This window comes from Mesorhizobium sp. B2-3-15, assembly GCF_006442875.1.
Lineage (GTDB): Bacteria > Pseudomonadota > Alphaproteobacteria > Rhizobiales > Rhizobiaceae > Mesorhizobium > Mesorhizobium australicum.
Window position 1 is genome coordinate 187941 of record NZ_VFVO01000013.1, and the last position, 25985, is coordinate 213925.

Sequence of the window (25985 nt, forward strand, 5' to 3'; positions counted from 1 at the left end):
ACGACGGGCCGGAGGGAGTGAGCGCAATGCGCTTGATGTCTGTTCTCATGACCTGCGTCTATTTGGTGGCTATGGAGACCGGAAGCTTGGCCTGCGAACGCGACAAGGGGACGCGTTTCCCCTTACGGATCGAATCTGGAAAGAGCTTTCCGGTCGACAAGGACGGCGATCCATTCTTGATGCATGGCGACTCGGCCTGGTCCCTCATCGCAGATCTGAAGGATGACGAAGCATACCTCTATCTTGAGGACCGCAAGGCTCGTGGTTTCAACACGGTGCTGGTCAACCTGCTAGAGCACCGATTTTCCCGCAACGCGCCCGCAAACGCATATGGCGAGAGACCATTCGCTGGCAACGCCGATTTCGCCGTTCCGAATGAGGCGTATTTTGCCCATGCGGACCGTGTCCTGCAGAAGGCATGCGACCTCGGTTTCCTGGTGCTGCTTGCCCCAGCCTATCTCGGCTATCGCGGTCGTATTGACGGTTGGTATCAGAACATGGCGGCTGCTGGGCCAGGAAGGCTTGCTTCGTACGGCCATTTCGTCGGACATCGCTACCGGCACTTCGACAATATCATGTGGGTCAACGGTGGCGATGATGATCCAGCGGACAAGGATCTGGTGAGGGCTGTTGCCAAAGGCATCCTTGACGAGGAGCCGGGCGCTCTTAGCACCATCCATGGCGCTCCCGAAACGCCACCACTTGATTTGTGGACTCACGAATCCTGGCTGAACGTGAACAACATCTACACATACGGCCCTGTCTACACTGCCGCGGTCAGGGAGTACGGCAGGGGTATGCCTTTCTTCCTGATTGAGAGCGCCTATGAGTTCGAAAGTGGTACCGACGAGTACCGGGTCCGCATTCAGGCTTACCAGGCGATCCTCTCGGGCGCCTTTGGCCACCTCTACGGCAACAACCCGATATGGCATTTCGGCGGGCCCGGTCTCCATCGGCAAACATTGGGGTGGAAAGAGGCTCTGAACAGCCCGGGGGCAAAAAGCATGGAGGTGCTTTTCGCCTTCGTCTCGTCGATAAAATGGTGGCTGCTCGAACCCGACGCCACGAACAGCTTCCTGGTCAACGGTATGAGCGCGGGCATGGAAAGGGCGGTCGCTGCGACCGCAAGGGACGGATCCTATGCTGTCGTCTACATGCCCGGCAACGGCCGCATTACAGTGGACCTGGCGCGGCTTTCGGCGGCTTCCGTCCGCGCTCGCTGGCGCGATCCGACCAGCGGAGAGGTGATGGATGTCGAAGGTTCTCCCTTCAAGGCGGAGCGCACGGTTTTCAAGCCGCCAGAGCTAAACAGCCGCGGATACAAAGATTGGATCCTGGAGCTGATAGCTCAAGGCCGCCCCGAAGCGCAAAGTCAATGAACGCGCGATTGCGTGCAGCAGGCAACGCAAGGCAAGAAGTGCGCCGATTCCTCCGAAAGCATTAGACGAGCGCCACTGCAAAGGAGGTAAGCGCCGGCAACGCTTCCTCGAACGGGGAAACCTGGGCGTCCATTGGCGTTCTCCCCCGTTCCTTCAAGCCCAAGTAGCCTCCCGGATATCAATATCGGTTTGAGAAGAGGTGCGCGATGAAAGTCATGGTAACCGGCCATCAAGGCTATATCGGATCGGTGATGGTGCCGATGCTGCTTCGTGCCGGGCATTCGGTGACGGGCTATGACAGCGATCTCTACCGGCGCTGCACCTTTGCCGCTGGGGGCGAGCGGGCTTCAATTCCATCTATCCAAAAGGACGTCAGGGACGTGCATGCGCGCGACCTCGAAGGGTTCGATGCCGTCATCCACCTTGCGGCCCTTTCCAATGACCCGCTGTCCGACCTTGATCCGGACATCACCTATGAAATCAACCATAAGGGCAGCGTCCGCTTTGCCAAAGCGGCCAAGGACGCCGGCGTGTCGCGCTTCCTGTTCGCTTCGTCGTGCAGCAATTACGGACAGGCGGGCGACGGGATGGTCGATGAAACGGGCGAATTGAAGCCGGTAACGCCCTATGGTTGGTCCAAGGTCCTTTCAGAACGGGATATTTCCGAACTGGCCAGCAACAGCTTTTCTCCCACCTATTTCCGCCCCGCCACGGCCTATGGGCTCTCGCCGCGGCTCCGTTTCGACATCGTGTTGAACAATCTGGTCGCGTGGGCGGTCACCAAAGGCGTCATCCTGCTGAAGTCCGATGGAACACCGTGGCGGCCGATCGTCCATATCGAGGACATTTCCAGGGCATTCATTGCCGGGCTGGAGGCGCCCCGCGAGGCCATTCACGATCAAGCCTTCAATGTGGGACGAACCGACCACAATTACAGGATCCGGGACATCGCCGAGATCGTCGCCGAGATCGTGCCCGATTGCCGGCTTGAACTCGCGCCCGACGCCGGACCCGACAAACGCTCCTATCGGGTCAACTTCGACAAGATCGCGCTTGCCCTGCCTGCCTTCAGGCCACAATGGGATGCGCGCAAGGGTGCCGAGCAACTCTACCAGGCATACCGGAAGTCGAATGTCACGCTGGAGGAAGTCGAGGGGCCGCGCTTCCAGCGTATCGGTCATATCAGGCATCTGTTGACCAGCGGACTTTTGGACGAGCGGATGCGGGTCGCTGGAGTATCCAAGCCATTGGAGGAGGCGCTCGGATAAGCTGGATGGAACACCTGAACCCCGCCGGGATCGGGCCGCCGCCGGCAACCGGAATCGGTCACGAGATTTATGGCCTGGCCGAACGTCTGTTTCCCATCTGCCGGAGCATCACGGGAAACGGCGTGCGAGCAACGCTGGATGTCTTGTCACAGCATATCGAGTTGGAACGGCACGAAGTGCCCACCGGGACGCAGCTGTTCGACTGGACCGTTCCAAAGGAATGGAACATACGCTCGGCAACCATCACAGGCCCGGACGGACATACGGTCCTCGATTTTGCGGACTCCAACCTGCACGTCGTCAACTACAGCTTGCCGTTCAAGGGGATCCTGACGCTCGCCGAACTGAGGCCGCACATTCATACGCTGCCCGATCAGCCGCAACTGATCCCCTACCGGACCAGCTATTACGCCCCGACCTGGGGCTTCTGCGCAGCCCACGTCCGTGTGGCTGACCTCCCCGACGGTTTCTACCATGTGGAGATCGACGCCGAGCTCGAGGACGGCAGTCTCACATACGGCGAATACCTGCACCGCGGTCAGACCGAGCGGGAGTTCCTCCTCTCGGCGCACATTTGCCATCCCTCACTTGCCAACGACAACTGTTCGGGCTTGGCGCTGCTGGCGATGCTGGCGAGAGGTCTCAAGGCAAGGAAGACACGGTACAGTTACCGCTTCCTATTCGCTCCCGGCACGATCGGCGCGCTCGCGTGGCTGTCGCGCAATGAGGACCGAACATGTCTCATCGACCACGGTCTGGTGCTGTCATGCGTTGGCGATTCAGGAGGCCCGGCATACAAGCGCAGCCGCCGCGGCGACGCCTTCATCGACCGAGCCATGTCCCACGTGCTGGGGCATCGCGCCGGGGCAAAGCTGATGGATTTCTCCCCATATGGTTATGACGAGAGGCAGTATTGTTCGCCGGGCTTCAATCTTCCGGTCGGCATGTTCCAGCGAAGCGTCCACGGCACATTTCCCGAATACCACACATCGGCCGACAATCTTGACTTCATCAGCCCAGAGCATCTCGAGGATTCCTTCCGCATCTTGATGGAGTTGATCGACATTGTCGAAGAGGACTGGACGCCGTTGAACCGCTTGCCCAAGGGCGAGCCGCAGCTCGGCAAGCGCGGCCTTTATGCAGCCGTGGGAGGGCAGAAGTCGTCGGGGGCGACGTCGATGTCCCTGCTTTGGGTGCTGAACCTCGCCGATGGGCAGCATTCGCTCCTGGCCATGGCGGAGCGCTCGAACCTGCCCTTCAAGGAACTGGCCGCCGCTGCGAAACTGCTGTTGGAACATGAGCTCCTGGTAGCCTTATGAGGCCGTTACGGTTCGCCGTCTGACAAGGGGCCAACTTTTGTCCCTTTCCGACATGGCCGTCGGCATCAAGGGCCATGCGATGGAAAAGGTGGGGTCATTGTAGAGGACGCCGGTCGACGCGTTGGGCGTATAGAACTGTGATATGAGATACGAGACCTCGGTGCCGTCGGTTAGGGTCTGGAGGCCGTGGGCGAAGCCGGCAGGGATATAGAGCTGCTTCATGTTTTCGGAAGTCAGCTCGAAACCAAGCCACTTGTAGCGTGTCTGCGAATTCGGACGCAGGTCCACGACGACGTCAAAAATCGCGCCGCGGACACAGGAGACCAGCTTGACCTCTGCGTAAGGCTCCTCCTGGTAGTGCAGCCCCCTGAGAGTTCCCTTTTTGATCGAATGAGCCCGGCTGTGCTGGACAAAGCGCGTCGCCAGACCACAATCGGCCATCTCCTTCTCACAGAAAAGGCGGGTGAAAGAACCACGGTCGTCAAGCATGGGAGTAGGCTCGATCACCCAGACCCCTTGAAGCTCCGTTTCGGTGAACTGCATGCCTTGACTCCCCGGCGCCGAGCGAGACTGCCGCATCAATTGTCAGCGTCGCCAGCCCACGCTGTAAGGGCTACCTAAGCCTTAGCTGGCCTCTCCGATAGCGGTATGTGCGGATGAAAGCTGACTACCCGTTCGGCGAGCCTGGCGTCGGGATCACCGCCGCCGGCTCGCTATAAGGATTAACGCGCCCGACGGATTGGCAAATCGAAGCGGAGAGGGCCGGATCCTAACCTGCCGTCATGTGCCTACTCAGGCGCGGCAGGCATGGGTTCTGCGGAGCGGACCCGCGGGTTAGGTAGCAGACAGGAGCGGGGAATGAATATTCAGGCTATCGAAACCGTTCGCGGTCACGGTGCGGCAAGCCGCGATGTCGGTTGCAGGCTCTGCGGGTCGCGCCTGCGCCACACCTTGGTGGATCTAGGCATGTCCCCGCCTTGCGAAAGCTTCCTGCAGGCCGAGCAGCTTGACCAAATGGAAGCTTACTATCCGCTCAACGTGCTTGTCTGCGACACTTGCTACCTGGTGCAGCTCAAGGAGTATCTGAGCCCCGAGACCATTTTCAGCGAATATGCCTACTTCTCCTCGTTCTCGTCCAGCTGGGTGGCTCATTCGAAAGTGTATTGCGAGGCCATCACCAGACGGCTTGGGCTTGGCCGTGACAGTCTTGCGGTCGAGCTCGCAAGCAACGATGGCTACCTGCTGCAGCACTTCCTGCCACTGGGCGTTCCGGTTTTGGGCGTCGAACCGGCAGCCAATGTTGCGCGCGCCGCGATCGAGAAAGGCGTGTCCACCCGGGTCGACTTCTTCGGGGTCCGGCTGGCAAATCAACTGGTCGGGGAAGGACGTCGCGCCGACCTGATCATTGGCAACAACGTCCTGGCACAGGTCCCGGACCTCAATGACTTTGTCGCCGGGATAAGAATCCTGCTCAAGCCTGAGGGCGTGGTCACGCTCGAATTTCCGCATATCGAGCGGCTGATGGCGGAGAACCAGTTCGATACCATTTATCATGAGCACTTTTCATATTTCTCGCTGCTGACGATCGAAATTATGGCGGCGCGCCACGGATTGCGGCTGATCGACGTCGAGGAGTTGCCCACCCATGGCGGCTCGCTGCGCGTCTATCTCGCCCATGATGGCAGTCGCTGGGGCGTGGATGACAGGGTGGGCAAACTTCTCGCCCGAGAAAAGCGGCAGGGGCTAACGGAGATGATTACCTATGCCTCCTTCGGTCACAAGGCGCAGCGCGCCAAGCGCGACCTGTTGGCGTTCCTTATCTCGGCCAAAAACGAAGGGAAGAAGATTTGTGGCTACGGCGCTCCAGGCAAGGGCAACACGTTGCTCAACTACTGCGCTATCGGCACCGACTTCCTTGACTTCACGGTCGACCGTAATCCTTACAAGCATGGTCGCTTCACACCGGGGATGCATATCCCGATCAAATCCGTCGAGGCCATCCACGAAGTCCGGCCAGATTACATCCTCATCCTGCCGTGGAACCTGAAGGACGAGATCATCGAACAGATGCGCCATGTCGCCTCCTGGGGTGCAAGGTTTGTGGTCCCAATTCCTTTTGTGGCGGTGATCGATCCATCGGAGTTAGGCAGATGAAAGTTGTCCTCTTCTGCGGCGGTCGCGGAACCCGGATCCGCGACTATTCCGACAGTATACCCAAGCCGATGATCCCGCTTGGCCATCAGCCGATCCTGCGCCATGTGATGCAGTGGTACAGCGATTATGGACATGACGAATTCGTCTTGTGCCTGGGCTACAAAGCCAATGTCATCAAGGATTTCTTCCTCAACACACGGCCGCAGACCTTTTCCGATTGCGTGGTCACGCAAGGAGGTCAAGACGTGAAACTGCTCGGAGACCAGGTCAAGGACTGGAGCATTACCCTGCTTGATACCGGGGTCTGGCGCAATATCGGCGAACGCCTCTGGGCGGCAAGGGACCAGGTCAAGAACGAGAAGATGTTCCTGGCCAACTACTCCGATGGTCTGACCAACGTCGATCTCGACGACGTGGTGGCGAAATTCGAAGCCAGCGGCAAGATCGGTTGTTTTCTCGCAGTGCGCGCACCACTGACATACCATTTGGCCGATATCGCGGAAGATGGTCGCGTGCGTGAGTTCCGCACAACCGATACCTCGGAGATCTGGATCAACGGCGGCTACTTCCTGTTCCGCCCGCAAATCTTCGACTATATGCGCGATGGCGAGGAGCTCGTTCTGGAACCTTTCAGACGACTGATCGACGACAACATGCTCATGGCGTACAAACATAATGGCTTCTGGCGATCGATGGATACGCTACGCGATTGGCAATCGCTCGAAGACATGGTCGAACGGGGCGACATGCCCTGGAATAGAAAAGTTACCGCCGAGAAAACCAGGCGCGGTCTGGTGATGGCCGCTTCATGAGAGGGCTTGGCCTCGCACGTGGCGGGGAGGAACTCTCGATCCTCTGCCTTGGCGCCCATTCCGATGACATCGAGATCGGCGCCGGCGGCACTATCCTTGGTTTGATCGCGTCGGGGGTGAAACTGGACGTCCACTGGTGTGTGCTGAGCGCCGGCGGCCAGCGGTCGGTCGAGGCCCGCGCTTCGGCCGAAGCGTTCCTGAAAGGATCGAAGTCGTCCGTAATCGACATCGCGGATTTCGAAGACAGCTATTTCCCGGCCCATAGCCGGGCGATAAAGCAGCGGTTGATAGATCTAAGATCTCGCGTCCATCCCGACCTGGTGCTGACCCATGCGAGGTTCGATGCCCATCAAGACCATCGGGAGGTCAATCAACTGACCTGGAATGTCTTTCGCGATCATCTTGTGGTCGAATACGAGATTCCCAAATGGGATGGCGATCTTTGCCAGCCAAATGCCTACGTGCCGCTCTCTGCCGCAGTGCTGGAACGCAAGATCGAGCTCCTGCAACAGCACTTCGGCACGCAGCGCTCCAAGGACTGGTTCGACCGCGACACATTCGCGGGGCTGGCGCGATTGCGCGGGATGGAGTGCAGGGCCCCGGAACATTTCGCCGAGGCGTTTACACTCAGAAAAGCCAGACTTCTTTAGCGGATTTCCGTCCCGATTTGCTTGAGGGCTTGTCTGAGCCGAGGGGGCGCATGGTTCCTGGGGAAGACTTCGGGTCGGGCTTTGCCTTCACGAGCCATCCTCGACGTGGTTGGCGATCTTCGCACGACACTTTTGGCGCACCACGCTGCCAGATCGGGGTTACCGGCTCATGAAGTGGGTACGAGCCCGCGGGTTTCTGATTGTCGTTTGGTCTCACTGCTCGCTGGCCGAGGGTTCTGTGAGACGGCCGATATCTGGGCCTGTGCATCGCCGTTGTTGAAGCGACGAAACACGATCTGCGAGGGGCGGCCGACCAAAAATTGGCTTGCTCCCGAATCCAGGGCCTTCGCGTACACGCCCAGAGCACCATCGACGGCGTCTATGGTTTTCATGACCGACGCGTCGTCGTGCGTGTAGCTGACGACGAGAGATGGCATGAGGACACCACGCTTGATCGTCTCCTGCAGGAACAGGGAACGGTATGTCTGTGAGGGCTTGCCGTCCTGGTCAAGCGTGGCGTAGGCGAGACAACTGGGACGGCCGACAACTTTGAAGTGCCGATCCAGTCCATGGCGTCTGCAAACCTCCGTGATGCCTTCCTTCAATTTCGTTCCCTGACGGTGCAGGTGTTCGATGACGGACTGGTCCTGATAAACCCGCATGGTCGCGATGGCCGCGGCAAGCGCGTGGGTTTCCGCACCATGCGTGGTCGACAGCAGAAAGACACGGGGGCGATCCGTATGCTCGAGCCCACCCAGCCGCATATATTCGCGTTTGCCTGCCAGGGCGGAGACCGAAAAACCATTGCCAAGAGCCTTGCCGAATGTCGACAAGTCCGGTTCGATGCCATAGAGCCTTTGTGCTCCCGCTGCATGCCACCTGAACCCGGTGATCATTTCGTCGAGAATGAACAGCGCGCCATTTTCCCGGCAAAGACGCTGGACATTATGCAGGAAGCCGTCGGCCGGATCGTCGCCACGGGAAGGTTCCAGGATCAGAGCGGCTACCTTACCCGGGTGCCTGTCGAACAAATCCTTAACACTAGCGATGTCGTTGTACCGGAAAGTGAGGGTCAGGTTTTGAACCGCTTCTGGAATTCCCGCATTCATCGGTGTGGTGCCGATGAACCAATCGTCTGTCGAAAAGAAAGGGTGGTCGGCGCAGCACGCGACGAGATCGCGACCCGTGTAGGCGCGGGCAAGGCGGACGGCGCCTGACGTCGCGTCCGATCCGTCCTTGCAGAATTTTACCATCTGCGCGCCGACGAGTTCAAGGAAGGTTTCGGCGCAGTCAACTTCGATCCTTGCGGGGCGCGTGAAGTTGGCTCCGCCTACAAGCGCCGCCTCCACCGCCCTGAGCACCGTTGGGTACGCATGCCCCAGCCCGACGGAACGGTTGCCCATGCCGTATTCGATGTATTGGTTTCCATCGACATCCCAGACGTGGCACCCCAGACCACGTTCGATAAAGCCCGGCGCGAGAACGGGATACTGATCCTCGCCTTTCGCGTAGGTGTGGCTGCCGCCCGGGATCAGCTCGCGGCCACGTTCTTGAAGGCGTCCCGATTTGCGAAAACAGAGGCTTTGCTCAGGCATGCGGACTGCTCCAGTTCGACAGAAAGTCTAGATGCCTGAGCCTGGATTTTCGCGTTCTCCATAAGGTCACCGGTTTAGCACTTATGGTGGATGGTTGGCCCGATTGTGCGGTCTTGTGCGGCAAACGCGCAACTGACAAGCAGCATCAAGGCGCAAGCGAATGAATTCGCGCAGCGTTGCCTGCGGCCGGGAGCAGCTAATCCAGCGTAGGTTGCTTGAACCAGGCTCAACACTGGGACCCTGGGCGAACAGCCGGCATGTCCGAAATGCTGATGAGCATTTGCGCCGCGGCTGCCGCGAACTACGACCCCTGACCCGCGGACAACCCGGAAATTCCAGGCGATCCTGCCAAATAGCAGTCCCCTGCGTGATCACGCCATTCACGAAAAAGAATCTTATGGTAAACAGCTAGGAGCGGTCGATTCCCCCCGGGATGTAGCCGCTCAGAATGAAGCCCGCCCGGGTCGCTACCGTGGCGGGCTTTTCGTTGACGGCGACGCGCTTGGTGCGTTCGCTAAAACAAGACCGCGATCGTACATTGAGGGAGGCGGCGTGTGATTGCGATCACCGTTCAGCCGCAGTTCCTTCCGCGAAGAGATCATTGACCTTGTATGCGACTTCCGTGCGGTTGGTCGCCTTGAGCTTCTTCATGATGTTGCGGATGTGCACCTTCACCGTGCTTTCGCGCAGGTTCAGTTCAAAGGCGATGATCTTGTTGGCCTTGCCGCGTCGGAGCGCCTGCGCGACCTCAGCCTGCCTGAGCGTGAACATGCCGGTCAAAGGCGCATCACGGCTGCTTGAATCTATCAGGTGACGCATAGACAGTACGCTACTTGCCGGAACGAAGATGCCTCCCGCTGCCGCAAGATTGATTGCCTCGACACAGACATCGATCCCTACAGAGGTTGGAATGTAGCCACGCGCGCCACATTCGAGAGCCGTCAGTATCTGTGCGAGGTCTTCGGTGTCCGCCAAAATCACTACGGGCACTGACTTGAATTCGCTCGAAATTCGCCTGATCTGGTCCGCGATACCCTGGTCGGTGACTTTCCGGCCACCTAGGTTGAAGAGAATGGCTGCAAGGGTCATCCCCTCTTTGGCGCGCCATTCGGCAATCGATCCCATGGCCTCGACGGCCATGCCGAGATCGTGGTCTTCCAGCGCCGATGCGAGACATTCGCGGTCGAGCGCCCTGCCGTCCAGGATGAGCAGACATTCCCTGCCTGCTCGCTGCACCATTCCCGCTCCGCTTGACGGGATGTCTGCCTGATCTGCCGAAGTATATTTATGCAGTCCTACTGTGGAGCCCATACACTTACCCACCCTTTTTCCACGCGATCCGCCCTGCGGCGGCCAATTAGCCCCTCACTCTTCAGTTCCTCCAGAAATTTAAAAATAGCGCCCACCATTTTGGGAGCTTCAGCTGGAATTTGCCCAGCTTTGCACTCACTGCTGTTCCCTGTTCCCAATCCCAACCAGAACAACCTAAGCTTATGGGCTATTTATGAGCCAGCGCTAACTTAGATTAACATTTGGTTAAATTTTTGAATCTGCGAAAAACACTAACGGCTAGCCCCGCCGCGGACGCTACGGTGTTAGGTAAAACAGCGAGCTGGCCAGTCGTGGATGTGTTGTGGAGCGTCTGAATACCGCACGACATCGCAACGCTGCGAAGGTGAACCCATCCGAAGACAGCTGGCCTCGGCGGTCCTCATCCCATAGGCGTAGCCAAGGACTGCTTGCCCCTCCGGCAGTCAAAAGCCAATGTATCACCAAAGCATCGGTTGATTGCTTAGGCGCCGACACTGTCATCTAAGCGCCTGCTTCGCGCAACGCTCAACCAAAGGACGGCGTAGGGCAGCTCCATGGCGCTCCTTGGACGCTGTGGCAAATGCCAGCTCGTTTGGTCGGGAAGGGGAAGGCAAATCCGCCAGCATCCCTAGCGGACATGAGGGTCCGAAGCAGCACACGGTGGCCTACTTACCCCGACAGAGCCACGCCATGTATAGCTCGGGCTCAGGCGGTCCCCTGGGGATCATTCTCGGTCAGCCAAGATGCGTCCAGAACAGGTCCGGCATTCTGGACATCGGCTTCGAAGGCGTCGATCAACCTTTTGGCGGCTTTGCTGGCGATATGGCTCTCAGGGTAGGTGGCCTTCACGGCCCGTGCACACTCGTAAACCTCCTTGAGTTTCCTAACCTGCTTGAGCCCTAACGCGCGATATACTCCATGGCTGGTCATATCGCCTCTCCTCCCTGTAGTGGAATTCTCCGCTGCCTGGCCTACTACGCGCCTGCATTGACAGAGAGTTTCCTGGCTGAAAGCAAAAAACTGCGTGCGACTGTAGTAAGGTCGTCGGCTTCCCGGGTCGAGGCGTTCTTTAGGGGGCCCGCCGGAACCAGGGCTTAGCCATTCGCGGGAGGGTACGACCCGCTTCGCGCCTCCGTCGCAGACCTGTTTGTTCTCGAATTGTGCTCAGGTGCATGTTTTGGCGCGACGTTGATGGGGACATTCGATCACTCAACGCCCAGCGCTTTTGAGCGCACGCCACCACCTTGACTATCAAGGCCACGGAAGTGACGTCGGGACGAGCATTGGCGCGCTCTACCATCGCCGGTGGAAGGCTACCCCCTTTGACTCACTTGCTCAGGACATCCAGCTGTTGAAAGATTAGCGATCGGACAGCTCGCTGTATCCGCGTCACAGGGCCAAACCAAGCGGGAACTCGTCGGCATGCAGGTGTCTCTGCCGGGACTGCTAATATGCGCGGCTATTTTGGTCACGTCCTACTATTTAAGGGGAATGCTGATCATCGGCTTGATCGCTTCCCAGGCTTTCGGCGCGACGGCCGTCATGACACTGACCTTTCTGGGCGGGTCATCTCCATTGATCTATACCATGTTCGCGGCCTTGCTTGTCACGACCGTCGCTGCAAGACGCCGCATATGGCTTGATCTTGGACTCGTGTTCGGAAGCATCCGGACGGTCTGGATCCTGACAAGCCTCATGTTGTACGCAGTCATCGGATCATGGTTGTTTCCGAGATTCTTTGCAGGACAGACCGCCGTATTCGTGCAGTCCAAGACCCGCGGCATAGTCATAGAAGATTCTTTGGCGCCGGTTTCCGGCAACATCTCTCAGACCGGCTATTTCGTCCTTGGTGGACTCGCCGCTATAGCGCTTTGCGCCCTGCTGCTGCACTCCGACCGGATCGACCAGGTCCGGCGCGGCTTCTTCTTGTGGTGCGGCCTCCACACGGGGATGGGAGTCTTCGATTTCATCAGCAAGACGGTGGGCGCGGGAGACCTGCTGGGCCCGATCAGAACCGCCAACTACGCGATCATATCGAACGCGACGGAGGCCGGATTCGTGCGGATCACCGGACCTTTTTCGGAGGCCTCTTCATTCGCCAGCGTTTCCCTCGCCTGCCTGGCATTCTGCTACAGCTACTGGAGAAGGACGAAATCACCGCTGGCCAAATGGCTGTCTGCCATCCTGCTCTTCCTGTCCATCCTGTCGACTTCATCGACCGCCTATGTCGGGCTGATACTGCTATGCGTCCCCGTTGCTTTGTCGATGCTGGCCTCGGTCCTGAGGGGAAAAGTCGAGGGCGAAGAGATCCTCATAATGGCACTCATGGTGTTGGGCGGGACTGCCATATTGGGCATAAGTCTTTACAAGGCCGAGGCGTTTGACCCGTTCGTCAGGCTGATCAACAGCACCATCATCAACAAAGCGGATTCCGGCTCAGGCCATGAACGCACCTATTGGAATGTAAAGAGCCTGCAGTCATTTCTCGATACCAGCGGACTGGGTGTGGGGTTCGGCAGCTCAAGAGCATCGAGTTGGCCCATCGCTGTCCTTTCCCAGTTGGGCCTGTTCGGGTCGCTGATGATGGGGGGCCTGCTGTGTGTCCTGGCTAGGGGGCTGGGAGGGGTTCGGCAGTGGGTGGATCCAGAAACAGACGCCGTCGTGGCCAGCGTCAGGAATGCTGCCCTTGCAAGCATAATTGCCATTTCGGTGTCGGGCGGCAGCGCTGATCCAGGCATCCTCTTTTTCATTGCACTTGCAGTCGTTTGCGCCACGAGAGTCAGTGCTCGGCGCGGCATTGCCGCATTCGAGCGATCTAGCCCGGCGTCCAGCGACGGCGCGGCCAACGCCGTGTACTCCGGTTCCGCCGAGTTGGGTTTGCGACGGCAAAGGTTGCTGGCAATGTGCCAGGGCCCGGTCATGTTCAAAATGGACGGGGATGTTGACTAACCGGCGACCTTGGGCTCGAACGCCCTTGGCTGGGGCGCCGGTCGCCTGGCGAGGAGAGGAGGGTTGCCGCCAAAAGCTGGTCGCAGCCTGCGGGCTGTGCCGAACAAGTGCAACACGCTGGCGCCACAAGCCTGCCTGACCTCACCTGCGCATCCGACGGCTATATCGTTGCGGGGCAGCTCATCCGTGCGAAGCTGATGCCGGTTTTGCGAATTTTCAGAAGACTTTTATATTGCAATCAATATTTGCTTCCATCACGGGCCTACGGCTTTCGTCGGATACGACTACCGAAAGCTTGCTTTGCAACTCGCCCTGAACTTCGTCCTGTGCCATGGCGACCAGCATTCTGACTGCGTCTACCCGGGCCTCGCGCGCACCGACGTAATGGGTGCCCTCCGTGTCGGGAAAATGGGATTTGCCGTCCCGAACATCGAAAAAAAACAGTGGCATTTTGCATCCGCGCTTAACAACAAACCGCTCCTCAAAGCGGGGTTTTGCATCTTGCTCACGGCTGCTTAGGGCATTCCCCCACAAGATTCTAGCAACCGCAGATGGTCAACCGGAGACGGTTGTGGAGAACTCAAATCCGGTTGATCACAAAATATTAATAACGATCGATTGGCCGACAAAACCGTTTCCCGAGGCTTCGCCTGCTGCACTATCGGAAGGCGACAGCCATCGCCATTTCAAAATCAGTGTCGGCCCGCTAAGGGCGCAGCAGGCGTCGAGCCTAGGCTCAACCAAACTGATAGATAGGCCCGAGGAATGGTTCCGGTAAGCTACCGCCTCGACAAGCGCGTTCGTGTCGTTTTCATCGTGCGGAGTTTCCTTTCGTGCCTCTGAATTTCATTGCCGAAGCCCGGCCCAACACCTTCGCGTTTGAAACCTCTGCGCTGATCAAGGCATGCGGCTTCAGGGAATATGACGCGCGCTGGTGGTTTGGCCAGGTCGCGCCCGAACTCAACCTGATCGGCGTCCAGGCGCTTGGCATGGGGCTCGGCACGCTGATCCGGCGGCTCGGCGCCGGGCCTGACATCGTCACCGGGCATGATTTCAGATCCTATTCGCTCGGCATCAAGCTGGCGTTGGTTTCCGGGCTGATGGCAGCCGGTGCACGGGTGAAGGATATCGGTCTGGCGCTGTCGCCGATGGCCTATTTCGCGCAGTTCGAGCTGGAGACGCAGTCGGTGGCCATGGTCACCGCCTCGCACAACGAAAATGGCTGGACCGGCGTCAAGATGGGAGCGGCGCGGCCGCTGACCTTCGGCCCCGAGGAGATGAGCGCGCTGAAGGCGATCGTGCTGGCCGCCGATTTCGACCTTACCGGCGGCGGTTCCTATGATTTCGTCGACAATTTTCGCGCCACCTATCTCGACGATCTGACCCGAGACAAGCGCATCACACGTAAGCTCAAAGTGGTTGCCGCCTGCGGCAATGGCACTGCTGGCGCCTTTGCACCGGAAGCGCTGGAACGGATCGGCTGCGAAGTGATCCCGCTCGATGTCGAGCTTGATCATACGTTTCCAAACTACAACCCCAATCCGGAAGACATGCAGATGCTGCATGCCATCCGAGACAAGGTGCTTAAGACAGGGGCCGATGTCGGTCTGGGCTTCGATGGCGACGGCGACCGCTGCGGTGTCGTCGACAATGAAGGCAACGAGATCTTCGCGGACAAGGTCGGCGTCATGCTGGCACGGGACATTTCCAGCCAATATCCGGGTTCGACCTTCGTCGTCGACGTCAAGTCGACCGGACTGTTCAACACCGACGCGGTGCTGCGCGCCAATGGCGCCGTTACCGACTATTGGAAGACCGGCCATTCCTACATCAAGCGCCGGGTTGCCGAACTCGGCGCGATCGCCGGCTTCGAAAAATCGGGCCATTTCTTCTTCAACCGCCCAATCGGGCGCGGCTATGACGACGGACTGGTCACGGCAATCGCCATCTGTCAGATGCTGGACCGCAACCCCGCCAGTTCGATGGCCGATCTCTACAGGGCCCTGCCGCTGACCTTCGGCACGCCCACAATGTCGCCGCACTGCGCGGACGATGCGAAGTATGGCGTGGTCGAGCGGGTGGTCTCCGATTTTCAGGCGATGAAGCGGGACGGCTCCAGTTTCGCCGGCCAGAAGATCGTCGACCTTGTCACCGTCAATGGGGTGCGGGTCGTTGCCGAGGACGGCACCTGGGGTCTGGTGCGCGCCTCGTCGAACAAGCCGGAACTGGTCGTGGTCGTCGAAAGTCCGGTCTCGTCCGAGCGTCGCCGCCGGATGTTCGATGCCGTCGACGCCGTGTTGCGCCGCAGCCCGGAAGTCGGCGCCTATAACCAAACTTTTTGAGCGGGCCAAGCGGCGAGAATGGCGGCTTGGTGCAACTGATTATTGCAAAGTGGGACGACGGGCTCTTGCATCCTCAGGCTCCAGGGCAGGCTCTGCCGGGGTTCGCAGCGTCAAAGCTGTGCCGTAATGGGCCACCCGCAAATGGTCCCTCAATTGCATCTCCCATCCAGCGTCAGGGGTGAACCTTTGGCGAGCGCTGGGATAACCATCATGATTGCAAACACACCGCGGCTCGGCTGCAACAGGTGCAAACTTGCTCTTGTCGGCGATGAGACACGACCATCGAATGTCCTGAGATGCCCTGGGTGTGGGGCTTCAGACACGTGCGAGAATGTGATGCTGGAGATTGACGAAAGGCGAGCCGAGGCACTTTCGCGCGCCCTTTGCCGGCCAGAAATGCGGGGTGTAAGAACGGGTCGGCCAAAAGTGTACCGTTTCGCGCTTCTGTTTGGGACAGGGCGGCTCGTGCGTGCCGACGTCAAAGACGGGCAGTAGCATCGCGCCGGCGGGCGGCCCTTGCCGGGCCGACAGCAAACGCCAAGATTAGGTGCTTCTGTTGACGTGATCGCGAACCGAAATGGCTAGCTGTACTCCACGACTGTCAATTGTCTGCCATGCACCTTCCTCAGGCGAACGATTTGCGGGCAGTATGCAAGCTGTATGTAGCCATCTGTACAGAGCAAGGAAGGTAACGGCGCGCACCGCGGTCCATGGCAGCTGCCGGAAGTACGCGCGACTTCAGAATTCGTCGGAGGCTCTTAGTCCGTAAGGCCTACTTGAATATTTGCCAGACTATGATGCATCCTTGAGGCCACAGATGGTCCTTGGCCCGGTCACCTCAGTGCTGAGCTAGTGGCACTCTGACTACGGTCGTCGAAACGGAGCTCAACAATGACGCCCAAGCGCTTCACCCGCCCGGTTCATGTAATTGTGGGACTTGGCTTTGCGCATGAGGTGTCATCTGTCATGGATGCCTATCAGCTTCTCGACGAATGGGTCGGGTTCCGCAGCCCAACACATGCGGCCACACTTGCGCTTTTCCGGTCGGCCCTTGCAGACGACGAAGATGCTGAAACGGCTCGCCTTGCCTTTGAGGCATTTGCTCGATCTCGGGGAATTCTCGCCGCGCAGGAAATCGAGTCCTCTGGTGGTGCTGCAGAAGAGTGGATGACAGCCTATGACAGACGGTCAGAAGTCGTGGTTGATGGCTAGTGCATATTGCCCAACAGTGACTTCGGTTTTGAGAAGGCGATACGCATAAGACCTACGCAAAGCGCGTCGCCTGAAATCCGTCTCGACGCGAAGCGCTTTAGGCGATGACCGCAGCGGTCACCCCCGTGGCTGCAAGTTCTTTGTCCGCACGAGGCCACCTCGGCGGGCGGTCCCGCGACGAGCCTGACGGTTTGTTGGCAAAATCGGCAAAGCTCAACCAGATATGGGCTCGGCGAGTTCGTCGGCCGCTTCACTGACGCCGCAGGCAGCCGCGCGCTCGAGCCAGACCCGGCCGGCCGCGGGGTCGCACTCCCCGGCCAGGCCATTGACGAGGTAACGCCCAAGCATGAGCTGGGCTTGGCCATGACCACGCCCGGCAGCGGCGGCGAACCATTTCTGCGCCGCCTTGTGGTCAACCGGCAAGGCCTGGCCAGCACCGTACAGCGCACCTAGCGCAAACATCGCCCCAGCGTGGCCGTCGAGAGCGGCCTGCTTGAACAACTGCGTTGCGACCTCTGGCTCGCGGGCGCCACCGCGCCCGTTGAGCAGCATCTCGGCAAGCGCGACCTGTGCGTCGAGGACGCCGGCTTTGCCCGCCCGGGCAAACCAGAGGCGGGCCTGCCTTGGGTCCGTCGCCACGCCGCGGCCATCCTGGAGGAGGCGGGCATACATATATTGCGCCTCCGCGACACCTTCGGCGGCCCGCCTCAGCCACTGCGCCGCTTGTGCCTCGTCCTGGCGCACGCCAACGCCGTTGGCGAAGCAGAGCCCGAGATTGAATGCTGCAATCAGGTCGCCCGATGATGCGGCGGCCTCGAACCAACCGGCAACGCTTGCGCCGTCGTCCGGCTCGCCGGCTCCTCCGAGGACGAGATTGGCGAGGTCGATCTGTGCGTCCTGATTGCCGGCATTGGCAGAGGCGCGCAGCCAGCGTGCTCCCTCTTCGACGTCCTCAGCCACGCCGTTCCCCGTTAGGTAGAGAGAGGCCAGGGCGCGGGCGGCGGCCTGGTGACCCGCTTCGGCCGCCCGCCGATACCAGTTTGCCGCTTCCGCAAAATCGGGCCGCTGGTTTTTCACGTAGTGATCGCCCAGGAGATAGGCGGCCTCGCTGTTGCCGGCCAAGGCGGCGCTGCGCATCCAGGCCTCGCCGGCAGCGGGATCATGGTCGACGAGGCCCCCATCAATCAGTGCCAAGCCCAGCCGGAACTGTGCGGAGGGAAGGCCCTTCTCTGCGGCGGCCTGATAGAGTCGAGCGGCGGCCGCCAGGTCGCGTGAGACGCCGAGCCCGTGCTCGGTGAGGACCGCCAGAAGATAGGTTGCGGTCGGCAGGCCGGCGTCGGCCGCGCGTCGTACCTCGGCCGCAATCCTGACCCGGTGTTCGCGATTGCCACGCCGGGCGAGCGACAGGGCAAGGCCAAGACATCCTTCGGCACAGCCGGCGGAAGCCGACTTCTCGTACCAGTGATGCGCCGCATCTGCGTTGCGCATCGGCTTGGGGCCGCTGGTGAGGATATAGCCAAGGATCGCCTGTCCGGTTGGCGAGCCCGCCTCGGCGGCCTTGGTGGCCAGTTCGAACGCTGCCGTGAAATCCGGTTCGCCTGGGCGGTCGCGTTTGAACAATTCTTCCGATCCGGCGCCTTTAGCGGCGGCTTCCGCCGGGACCAGCCCGGTCACGTAGAGAGCGGCAAGGAGCGCCTGCGCATCGGCGTTGCCGTGATTGGCTGCCCGCAGCAGCCAACGCGCGCCTTCCACACGGCTGGGCGGCACACCCGCTCCCTCGAGATAGCAACGCGCGACCCGGTATTCGGCCTCGACCATTCCCGCACGCGCCGCTACCGCCACCAGCGGAAAGGCTTCAGCTGGTTTGCCGGCGTCGAAAAGCTGGATAGACCGGCGCAACGCTGCCGCCGGGGAAACGCGTCCAGCCAGCCGATGCAGAATTGTCATGGAACCCGAACCTCTGATTGCTCCGATCCTCTATGGCTCCCGCATCGCCTCCTGGCTGACCGGGAGCATCACTGCGAGTATGTACTTGAGCACAGTACGCCGACCGACCTTGACGTCGGCGGTCACCGGCATTCCGGGGCTGACGGTGAAACCGGCAGGCACGCCGTGAAGAGCGACCTGATCGATGGAAATGCGCACGCGATAGAACGGCTCGGCGTCGGAAGGCAGCATGGCCAGCGAGCTGTTCGGATCGCGGGCTTGCTCCTGGGCAGAAAAGGAATCCGGGCTGAGCGTCCGCACGGTGCCATGCGCAAGCCCATATTGCGAATAGGGGAAAGTGTCGAACTTGATAACCACCTGGTCGCCGACATGGACGAAGCCGCTGCTGCGACCGACGATGTTTGTCTCGATCTCGAGCGGCGCGTTAGCCGGTACGAGGGTGATCAAGCGCTCGCCGGACTGCAGGACCGAACCGACCGAGACCTTGGCCACCGATTGGACGGTGGCGTCGGCTTCACTCTTCAATTCCACCAACTGCTTGCGCAGCTTTGCCTTGTTGAGAAGTTCGCGCGCGTCGGATATCCGCGAACTCGCCTCCGAGAGGCTTTGTGAGACATCGGCACGCCATCCCTGAATGTATCCGTCGCGCTCGGCGGCCACGGCCTGCTGCTGGAGCCTTGCGGCTTGGGCCGTCTGCTCGGCATTGCCAAGCGACCGGGACATTTCGGCGCGATTGTCTTCGGCCAGCAGGGTGTTGAGGCGGCTGCCCACCTGCCGTGCTTCGAGCTGCTTGCGCATCTGTTCGATCGACGCCGCCACAGTGAGCCGCTGGCGGTAGCCGTCGGCATCCGACAGCGAACGCGAGATCACGGAACCGAGTTCGTCGCGCTGGCGGTCGAAATTTTCGACCTTGGCGTCGTAGACCGCCTTGCGGCGCTCAAAGATCGATGCCTGCAGGGTCCAGCTTGGGTCCAGACCGTCATAGTTGAAGACCTTGCCGTCTGCTTCCGCCTTCAGGCGCGCCACTTCGGCTTCAAGTGTCGAAACCTGCATCGCAAGCGCCGCCAGGTCGGCTGAAGCAAAGGTCGCATCGAGGCGAGCAAGCACTTGACCGGCCTGAACGTGCTGTCCTTCACGAACGTCGATGGAACGCACGATCGCCGTCTCCAGCGGCTGCACCAGGATGTTGGGCGCGTTTGACACCACCAGCCCCCTTGCCGTCACAACCTGATCGACCGGTATTAGTCCTGCCAGGGCGATCAGCGCCATGACGAGGCTCGCAATGATCCAGACGATGCCGCGCGCCGTGCGCGGAATGGGTGCATTGGTGACGGCGCTTGACGGCCACTGGAACTCCAGTATGGCCGGGCTTGTCGGATCCCTCGTTTCCATCCGCTGCCGCCGGGCGGGGAGGGCGATGAGCGAGGTGCTACTCATGGGTTACCGGACCTGAAGCGTAGATTGTCTTGGCATCGTCAAACCAACCGCGGCGGTATGGCGACCGGACGGCCTTGGCGGCCATCGAGGTGCCGGTTTTGCTGCGACCACAGCTGGCGGTAGAGCGTGCATCGCTCGAGCAGCGTCGCGTGCGGCGCGACGTCGAGCACCTTACCCTGATCCATGACCAGGATGTTGTCGCATTCTGTCAGCGAGGACAGCCGGTGCGAAACGATGATCATGGTGCGCCCGCTGGCGATGCGCATGAGGTTGGCGCTGACCACTGCCTCGCTCTCGGGGTCGAGCGCGCTGGTCGCTTCGTCGAGGATGAGGATTGTCGGATCGTGGATGAGGGCGCGCGCGATCGCCAGCCGCTGCTTTTGACCGCCTGAAAGATTGGGCGAACCTTCCTCGATGTAGGTGTCGTAACCATTGGGCATCCGCTCGATGAATTCCTGGGCGCCGGCGAGATGCGCGGCACGCATGGCGTCGGAAAGCGTCAGCCCTGGTCGCCCGGCGATGATGTTGTCGCGGATCGAGCCGCGGAACAGAAAATTGTCCTGGAGCACCACGCCAAGCCCTTGGCGAAGATGGCGCAGGTTGATCTCCTTGAGGTCGACCCCATCAAGCTTGAGGAAGCCGCTGTAGTCACGGTTGATCCCCTGCAGGAGGCGCGCGATGGTCGACTTTCCCGACCCACTGCGCCCGACAATGCCGAACATGGTGCCGGCAGGGATGTGGAAGCTGACCCGGTCGAGCGCCGGTGTCTTTGTAGCGATATAGCTGAAGGTCAGGTCGCTGAACGCCACCTCGCCGACGAGCTTGGGTCTCAGGCCGGTGGAATTCGAGCTGCTCTCCAGGGGCCGGTTGAGAACCGACGCTGCCTCGCCGATGGCCGCACCGACCTCCTCATAGTCTTCAACCAGTCGCGCCAGGCCGACCAGCGGCTGCGCCACGCGCTGGGAGATCATCATGAAGGCGAACAGGCTGCCGACCATGTAGCCGGAGCGGTCGTTCATGGCGAGATAGGCGCCGATCAGCATGGTGCCGAGCACCATCACGCGTTCGATCGGCGTGACCAGGGTCTGCGGCCAGCTGGCGAGCTGGCCGAAGGCGAGACGGGCCTTTCCCGCTTCAGCCACCCGCTCATCCCAGAGCGCCTTGCGTTGCGGCTCAAGGCCGAGCGCCTTCACCGTCTTGATGCCGACGACAGTTTCGCCGAGCGCCGCCGACTTCCAGGTCTCGGCTTCGACCACCCGTTGGTACCTGCGGCGCAGCGGCTTGAGATAGGCAAGGATGATCAGCATGATGACGACCGCGCAGGCCACCACGATCCAGGCCAGCGTGGCGTTGATATAGAACATTACCGGCACCAGCACGCACAGCGTGATCAGATCCAGGAACGTGCTGAGGAGCTTTCCGGTCAGGAATTCGCGGATACGATAGACCTGGGCGAGGTGATACATCGTCTCGCCGGCCGGATGGCGCTCGAAATAGTCGAGCGGCAGGCGCAGGAGCCGGCTAAAGACGTGCAGATGCAGCTTGGTGTCGAGACGGGCGCCGACGACGTTGATGATCAGCCGCCGCGCATGGCCGAGCAGGGTCTCGTAGACGAAAACCACGGCAATCACCGCGGACAGGAGCACCAGAGTGGACAGGCTGTTGAACTGCAGCACCTTGTTGACCAACGTCATGACCATCAGCGGCGGCAAGATGGTAAGGACACTGAGCGTGAACGAGGCAATGGCGATGTCGCGCAGGGGGCGGCTTTCGAGCCGCACCAGTTCGGCCAGCCAGTGCAGGGTGAAAGGCGCGTCCGCCGCCACATGCGACCGTGTGGGGCGCAGCAGCACGGCCTCGCCGGTCCACACCTGGGATAGCCGCAGCTCGTCGACGGCGGTGACCTCGCCGTCGTCTGGCGCGTCGGCACTTTTGAGGAAGACGACGTTGCGCTCGGCACTCGCGCCAGTAAGGAGACCCGCGCCGCCATCGTTGAACAACAGGACGACCGGTCCGGTGTCCTGGAAGCGCAAGAGGTGGGCCCAGCGGATGCGTATGGCGCGCGACCACATGCCGGCGTTTTGCGCCCACTCGGAGAGATCGGCGGCGCTCGGCACCGGGTTCGCCGTCCTGAATTCCGAGGGATCGAGTTCGACGCCGTGATAGCGGGCGGCCCGCAGTACGGCCTTGAGGCGCGCCCCGAGCTGGTCGAGCTCGGCGGGACCGCCGGGCGCATTCTGGCCGTCGGCCTGGTCCGCCGCAGCCTCGACTTCGGTGCCGGCGCGGATCCGGAGCGGCTGATTGTCAGCATTTACGGGAACGTTTACCACAGGCTTCTCATCCGGTACGCAGCGCCAACGATCCACAATGGCCAGGCCGAGGCGTTTCTGCCGAGGTTCCTGGCAATGCCGCACTGTACTCCGAACTGATCGGGAGCGCGACTCTCATGGCTTTTCCTCTCTCGAGATGATGAACGCGCGGGTGCCGATTTCCAGGTTAGCCCGCGCGTCCTTTTTTCAAACTTGGACGAGTTCCCGTTCGTCCGTTCAACAGTCCTGCTCACTCATGTGGCTTCAAGAGATCCTTGAGGGTCGCCTTGACGGTATGGTCGTTGCTGGCGTAGCCGGCGCCAGGCTTGGTCTGGTCGGAGGTAAGATCCGTGCTCGCCCCCGTCGGCTTGTTTTGGTTCTGACCAGATCCGCTGATCGTCTTGAGCAGGTCTGTCGTCACCGATGTGGCTGCAAGCCCGATCAGGTTGCGGAACGACGCTTGGCCGCCGGGGTCACTGCCGTTGCCGGTCGAGCTCGACTGCAGGAATTGCGGCGAGTCCTTGAGCCCCAGCGTGCTGGCGGTGACGTTGGCTTTGGAACCGCCGTTTCCGTTGCCAGAGTTGCCCTGACCCTGATGTGAGCTGTTGTCGGCATTATTATGATCTCCGGAATTACCCGGCGCGGGCTGTTCTCCGTTGCCGTGGCCGTTGTTGCCGTGACTACCAGTTTCACCACCACCCGAACCGGTCGGGCCAGTCGACCCTGTCGGACCAGGCGAGCCGGTCGGACCGGTCGCTCCGGTCGAGCCAGTCGAACCGGTGGCACCGGTCGAGCCTGTTGCTCCGGTCGAGCTGGTGGCACCTGTCGCGCCTGTTGCACCCGTAGAGCCAGTCGCTCCAGTCGAGCCTGTCGCGCCGGTCGAGCCAGTTGCGCCGGTCGAGCCAGTTGCGCCGGTCGAGCCAGTCGCTCCGGTTGCACCGGTCGCACCTGTTGCGCCGGTCGCTCCGGTCGAGCCAGTCGCGCCGGTCGAGCCTGTTGCACCGGTCGAGCCTGTCGCGCCGGTTGCACCGGTATGGCCAGTCGCGCCAGTGGAACCCGTGGCACCGGTTGAGCCAGTGGCTCCGGTTGCACCGGTATGACCTGTCGCACCGGTCGAACCCGTAGCACCCGTCGAGCCAGTCGCTCCCGTTGAGCCCGTGGCGCCTGTTGCCCCTGTCGAGCCAGTCGCTCCGGTCGAACCTGTCGCTCCAGTTGCTCCGGTGGCACCGGTATGACCAGTCGCGCCAGTGGAACCCGTGGCACCGGTTGAGCCGGTCGCTCCGGTTGCACCGGTATGACCTGTCGCACCGGTCGAGCCCGTAGCACCCGTCGAGCCAGTCGCTCCGGTATGGCCAGTCGCGCCAGTGGAACCCGTGGCACCGGTTGAGCCAGTGGCTCCGGTTGCACCGGTATGACCTGTCGCACCGGTCGAGCCCGTAGCACCCGTCGGGCCAGTCGAGCCAGTCGAGCCAGTCGCACCGGTAGAACCAGTCGCACCTGTGGAGCCGGTTGCACCGGTAGACCCTGTGGCACCGGTTGCTCCAGTCGCACCGGTCGAGCCTGTTGCTCCGGTCGAGCCTGTGGCACCCGTCGAACCCGTTGCCCCGGTAGAACCAGTCGCACCAGTGGAACCCGTAGCACCCGTCGAGCCAGTCGCTCCGGTATGGCCAGTCGCACCAGTGGACCCCGTGGCACCGGTCGAGCCAGTGGCACCTGTGGAGCCGGTTGCACCGGTAGACCCTGTGGCACCGGTTGCTCCAGTCGACCCGGTCGAGCCTGTTGCTCCGGCAGAGCCAGTCGCGCCGGTCGAGCCTGTGGCACCCGTCGAACCCGTTGCCCCGGTAGACCCAGTCGCACCGGTCGAGCCTGTTGCTCCGGTCGAGCCTGTTGCACCGGTCGAACCTGTTGCGCCGGTCGCTCCGGTCGAGCCTGTTGCACCCGTATCGCCGGTCGCACCAGTAGCACCGGTTGCTCCAGTCAACCCGGTCGAGCCAGTCGCTCCGGTTGCACCCGTCGAGCCGGTGGCACCAGTCGCCCCGGTCGAGCCTGTTGCACCAGTCGAGCCTGTTGCACCAGTCGAACCTGTTGCACCGGTCGCTCCGGTCGAGCCTGTTGCACCCGTATCGCCGGTCGCACCAGTAGCACCGGTTGCTCCAGTCAACCCGGTCGAGCCAGTCGCTCCGGTTGCACCCGTCGAGCCGGTGGCACCAGTCGCCCCGGTCGAGCCTGTTGCACCAGTCGAGCCTGTTGCACCGGTCGAACCTGTTGCGCCGGTCGCTCCGGTGGAGCCTGTTGCTCCGGTCGAGCCAGAGGCACCGGTCGACCCAGTCGCTCCGGTTGCACCGGTATGACCTGTCGCACCAGTGGAACCCGCGGCACCGGTCGAACCAGTGGCTCCGGTTGCGCCGGTATGACCTGTCGCACCGGTCGAGCCCGTAGCACCCGTCGAGCCAGTCGCTCCCGTTGAGCCCGTGGCGCCTGTTGCCCCTGTCGAGCCAGTCGCTCCGGTCGAACCTGTCGCTCCAGTTGCTCCGTGACCTGTCGCACCGGTCGAACCTGTCGCTCCGGTGGCACCGGTATGACCAGTCGCGCCAGTGGAACCCGTGGCACCGGTTGAGCCAGTCGCTCCGGTCGCTCCGGTATGACCTGTCGCACCAGTGGAACCCGTAGCACCCGTCGAACCAGTCGCTCCGGTATGGCCAGTCGCGCCAGTGGAACCCGTGGCACCGGTTGAGCCAGTCGCTCCGGTTGCACCGCTATGACCAGTCGCTCCGGTCGAGCCCGTAGCACCCGTCGAGCCTGTTGCCCCGGTATGGCCAGTCGCGCCAGTGGAACCCGTGGCACCGGTTGAGCCAGTCGCTCCGGTTGCACCGGTATGACCTGTCGCACCGGTCGAGCCCGTAGCACCCGTCGAGCCTGTTGCCCCGGTATCGCCAGTCGAACCTGTAGCTCCGGTCGAACCCGTGGCACCGGTATCGCCAGTTGCACCTGTGGCACCGGTTGCTCCAGTCGAACCTGTAGCGCCAGCATCACCGGTGGCACCTGTCGAACCCGTGGCGCCTGTGTCGCCGGTCGAACCCGTGGCTCCCGTTGCTCCGGTCGAGCCCGTGGCACCCGTATCGCCGGTCGCACCTGTGGCTCCAGTCGAGCCTGTGTCGCCCGTGGCACCAGTAGATCCTGTAGCGCCGGTTGATCCGGTAGATCCCGTGGCTCCCGTTGCTCCGGTCGAGCCCGTGGCACCCGTATCACCGGTTGCACCTGTGGCACCAGTCGAGCCTGTGTCGCCCGTGGCACCAGTAGA

General features: G+C 61.3%; 18 protein-coding genes. 9 read left to right on the top strand and 9 right to left on the bottom strand.

Translation table 11 applies throughout. The annotated features are described in order from the left end of the window. Nucleotides 1–26 precede the first annotated feature (26 nt). The 3 genes from FJ954_RS25000 to FJ954_RS25010 all read left to right on the top strand — a co-directional run bounded on the left by FJ954_RS25000 (nucleotide 27) and on the right by FJ954_RS25010 (nucleotide 3966). On the top strand, nucleotides 27–1379 hold the full coding sequence (locus tag FJ954_RS25000) for a DUF4038 domain-containing protein (RefSeq protein WP_181177919.1): 1353 nt from the start codon (nucleotides 27–29) through the stop codon (nucleotides 1377–1379). A gap of 206 nt (nucleotides 1380–1585) precedes the next feature. Further along, a complete protein-coding gene (locus FJ954_RS25005) occupies nucleotides 1586–2647 on the top strand; it encodes an NAD(P)-dependent oxidoreductase (RefSeq protein ID WP_140663959.1) in 1062 nt (353 codons plus the stop codon). Between the two features lie 5 nt (nucleotides 2648–2652). Then, nucleotides 2653–3966, top strand: a complete 1314-nt coding sequence (locus FJ954_RS25010) for a DUF4910 domain-containing protein (protein ID WP_140663962.1) — start codon at nucleotides 2653–2655, stop codon at nucleotides 3964–3966. Here the strand turns inward: FJ954_RS25010 and rfbC are convergent. Beyond that, the gene (gene rfbC, locus FJ954_RS25015; RefSeq protein WP_140620160.1) at nucleotides 3961–4509 is read right to left on the bottom strand and encodes a dTDP-4-dehydrorhamnose 3,5-epimerase; all 549 of its coding nucleotides are present in this window, start codon (nucleotides 4507–4509) and stop codon (nucleotides 3961–3963) included. The two genes, FJ954_RS25010 and rfbC, sit on opposite strands and share 6 nt — an antisense overlap. Before the next feature lie 315 nt (nucleotides 4510–4824). Here rfbC and FJ954_RS25020 point away from each other — a divergent pair, with 315 nt between their 5' ends. From FJ954_RS25020 to FJ954_RS25030, 3 genes are read left to right on the top strand one after another with little or no spacing between them, the layout of a single operon-like run. After that, nucleotides 4825–6120, top strand: a complete 1296-nt coding sequence (locus tag FJ954_RS25020; protein WP_140663964.1) for a class I SAM-dependent methyltransferase — start codon at nucleotides 4825–4827, stop codon at nucleotides 6118–6120. Further along, nucleotides 6117–6932: a sugar phosphate nucleotidyltransferase gene (locus FJ954_RS25025; RefSeq protein ID WP_140663966.1), complete on the top strand. Its 816-nt coding sequence runs from the start codon at nucleotides 6117–6119 to the stop codon at nucleotides 6930–6932. Before FJ954_RS25020 ends, FJ954_RS25025 begins: the two co-directional genes overlap by 4 nt. Then, nucleotides 6929–7582, top strand: coding sequence for a PIG-L deacetylase family protein (locus tag FJ954_RS25030; protein WP_140620157.1), 654 nt, complete (start codon nucleotides 6929–6931; stop codon nucleotides 7580–7582). Before FJ954_RS25025 ends, FJ954_RS25030 begins: the two co-directional genes overlap by 4 nt. 167 nt (nucleotides 7583–7749) lie before the next feature. Here FJ954_RS25030 and FJ954_RS25035 read toward each other — a convergent pair whose 3' ends face one another. The 3 genes from FJ954_RS25035 to FJ954_RS25045 form a co-directional block, all read right to left on the bottom strand. After that, nucleotides 7750–9177, bottom strand: a complete 1428-nt coding sequence (locus FJ954_RS25035; RefSeq protein ID WP_140663969.1) for a glutamate-1-semialdehyde 2,1-aminomutase — start codon at nucleotides 9175–9177, stop codon at nucleotides 7750–7752. A 564-nt stretch (nucleotides 9178–9741) separates the two neighbouring features. Further along, on the bottom strand, nucleotides 9742–10416 hold the full coding sequence (locus tag FJ954_RS25040; protein WP_246681146.1) for a response regulator transcription factor: 675 nt from the start codon (nucleotides 10414–10416) through the stop codon (nucleotides 9742–9744). Nucleotides 10417–11193: 777 nt separating this feature from the next. Next, the gene (locus FJ954_RS25045) at nucleotides 11194–11418 is read right to left on the bottom strand and encodes a hypothetical protein (protein ID WP_140620151.1); all 225 of its coding nucleotides are present in this window, start codon (nucleotides 11416–11418) and stop codon (nucleotides 11194–11196) included. A gap of 492 nt (nucleotides 11419–11910) precedes the next feature. Here FJ954_RS25045 and FJ954_RS25050 point away from each other — a divergent pair, with 492 nt between their 5' ends. Further along, nucleotides 11911–13437, top strand: coding sequence for a hypothetical protein (locus tag FJ954_RS25050; RefSeq protein WP_181177920.1), 1527 nt, complete (start codon nucleotides 11911–11913; stop codon nucleotides 13435–13437). Between the two features lie 216 nt (nucleotides 13438–13653). On the opposite strand, the gene FJ954_RS25055 is transcribed toward FJ954_RS25050, so the two are convergent. Continuing rightward, nucleotides 13654–13887, bottom strand: coding sequence for a hypothetical protein (locus FJ954_RS25055; protein ID WP_023774750.1), 234 nt, complete (start codon nucleotides 13885–13887; stop codon nucleotides 13654–13656). A gap of 383 nt (nucleotides 13888–14270) precedes the next feature. Here FJ954_RS25055 and FJ954_RS25060 point away from each other — a divergent pair, with 383 nt between their 5' ends. Both FJ954_RS25060 and FJ954_RS25065 read left to right on the top strand, forming a co-directional pair. Beyond that, on the top strand, nucleotides 14271–15779 hold the full coding sequence (locus tag FJ954_RS25060) for a phosphomannomutase/phosphoglucomutase (RefSeq protein WP_140663974.1): 1509 nt from the start codon (nucleotides 14271–14273) through the stop codon (nucleotides 15777–15779). An 891-nt stretch (nucleotides 15780–16670) separates the two neighbouring features. Next, entirely contained in the window at nucleotides 16671–16991 is a 321-nt protein-coding gene (locus FJ954_RS25065) for a DUF982 domain-containing protein (RefSeq protein ID WP_140663977.1), read from the top strand. Nucleotides 16992–17204: 213 nt separating this feature from the next. On the opposite strand, the gene FJ954_RS25070 is transcribed toward FJ954_RS25065, so the two are convergent. The 4 genes from FJ954_RS25070 to FJ954_RS32155 form a co-directional block, all read right to left on the bottom strand. Continuing rightward, entirely contained in the window at nucleotides 17205–18809 is a 1605-nt protein-coding gene (locus FJ954_RS25070; protein ID WP_246681147.1) for an SEL1-like repeat protein, read from the bottom strand. Nucleotides 18810–18968: 159 nt separating this feature from the next. Further along, complete coding sequence (locus tag FJ954_RS25075; protein ID WP_246677788.1) at nucleotides 18969–20330, bottom strand: HlyD family type I secretion periplasmic adaptor subunit; 1362 nt, start codon at nucleotides 20328–20330, stop codon at nucleotides 18969–18971. An 83-nt stretch (nucleotides 20331–20413) separates the two neighbouring features. After that, nucleotides 20414–22705, bottom strand: coding sequence for a peptidase domain-containing ABC transporter (locus FJ954_RS25080; protein ID WP_140663985.1), 2292 nt, complete (start codon nucleotides 22703–22705; stop codon nucleotides 20414–20416). 229 nt (nucleotides 22706–22934) lie between these two features. Further along, a complete protein-coding gene (locus FJ954_RS32155; RefSeq protein ID WP_246681148.1) occupies nucleotides 22935–23105 on the bottom strand; it encodes a hypothetical protein in 171 nt (56 codons plus the stop codon). Nucleotides 23106–25985 lie beyond the last annotated feature (2880 nt).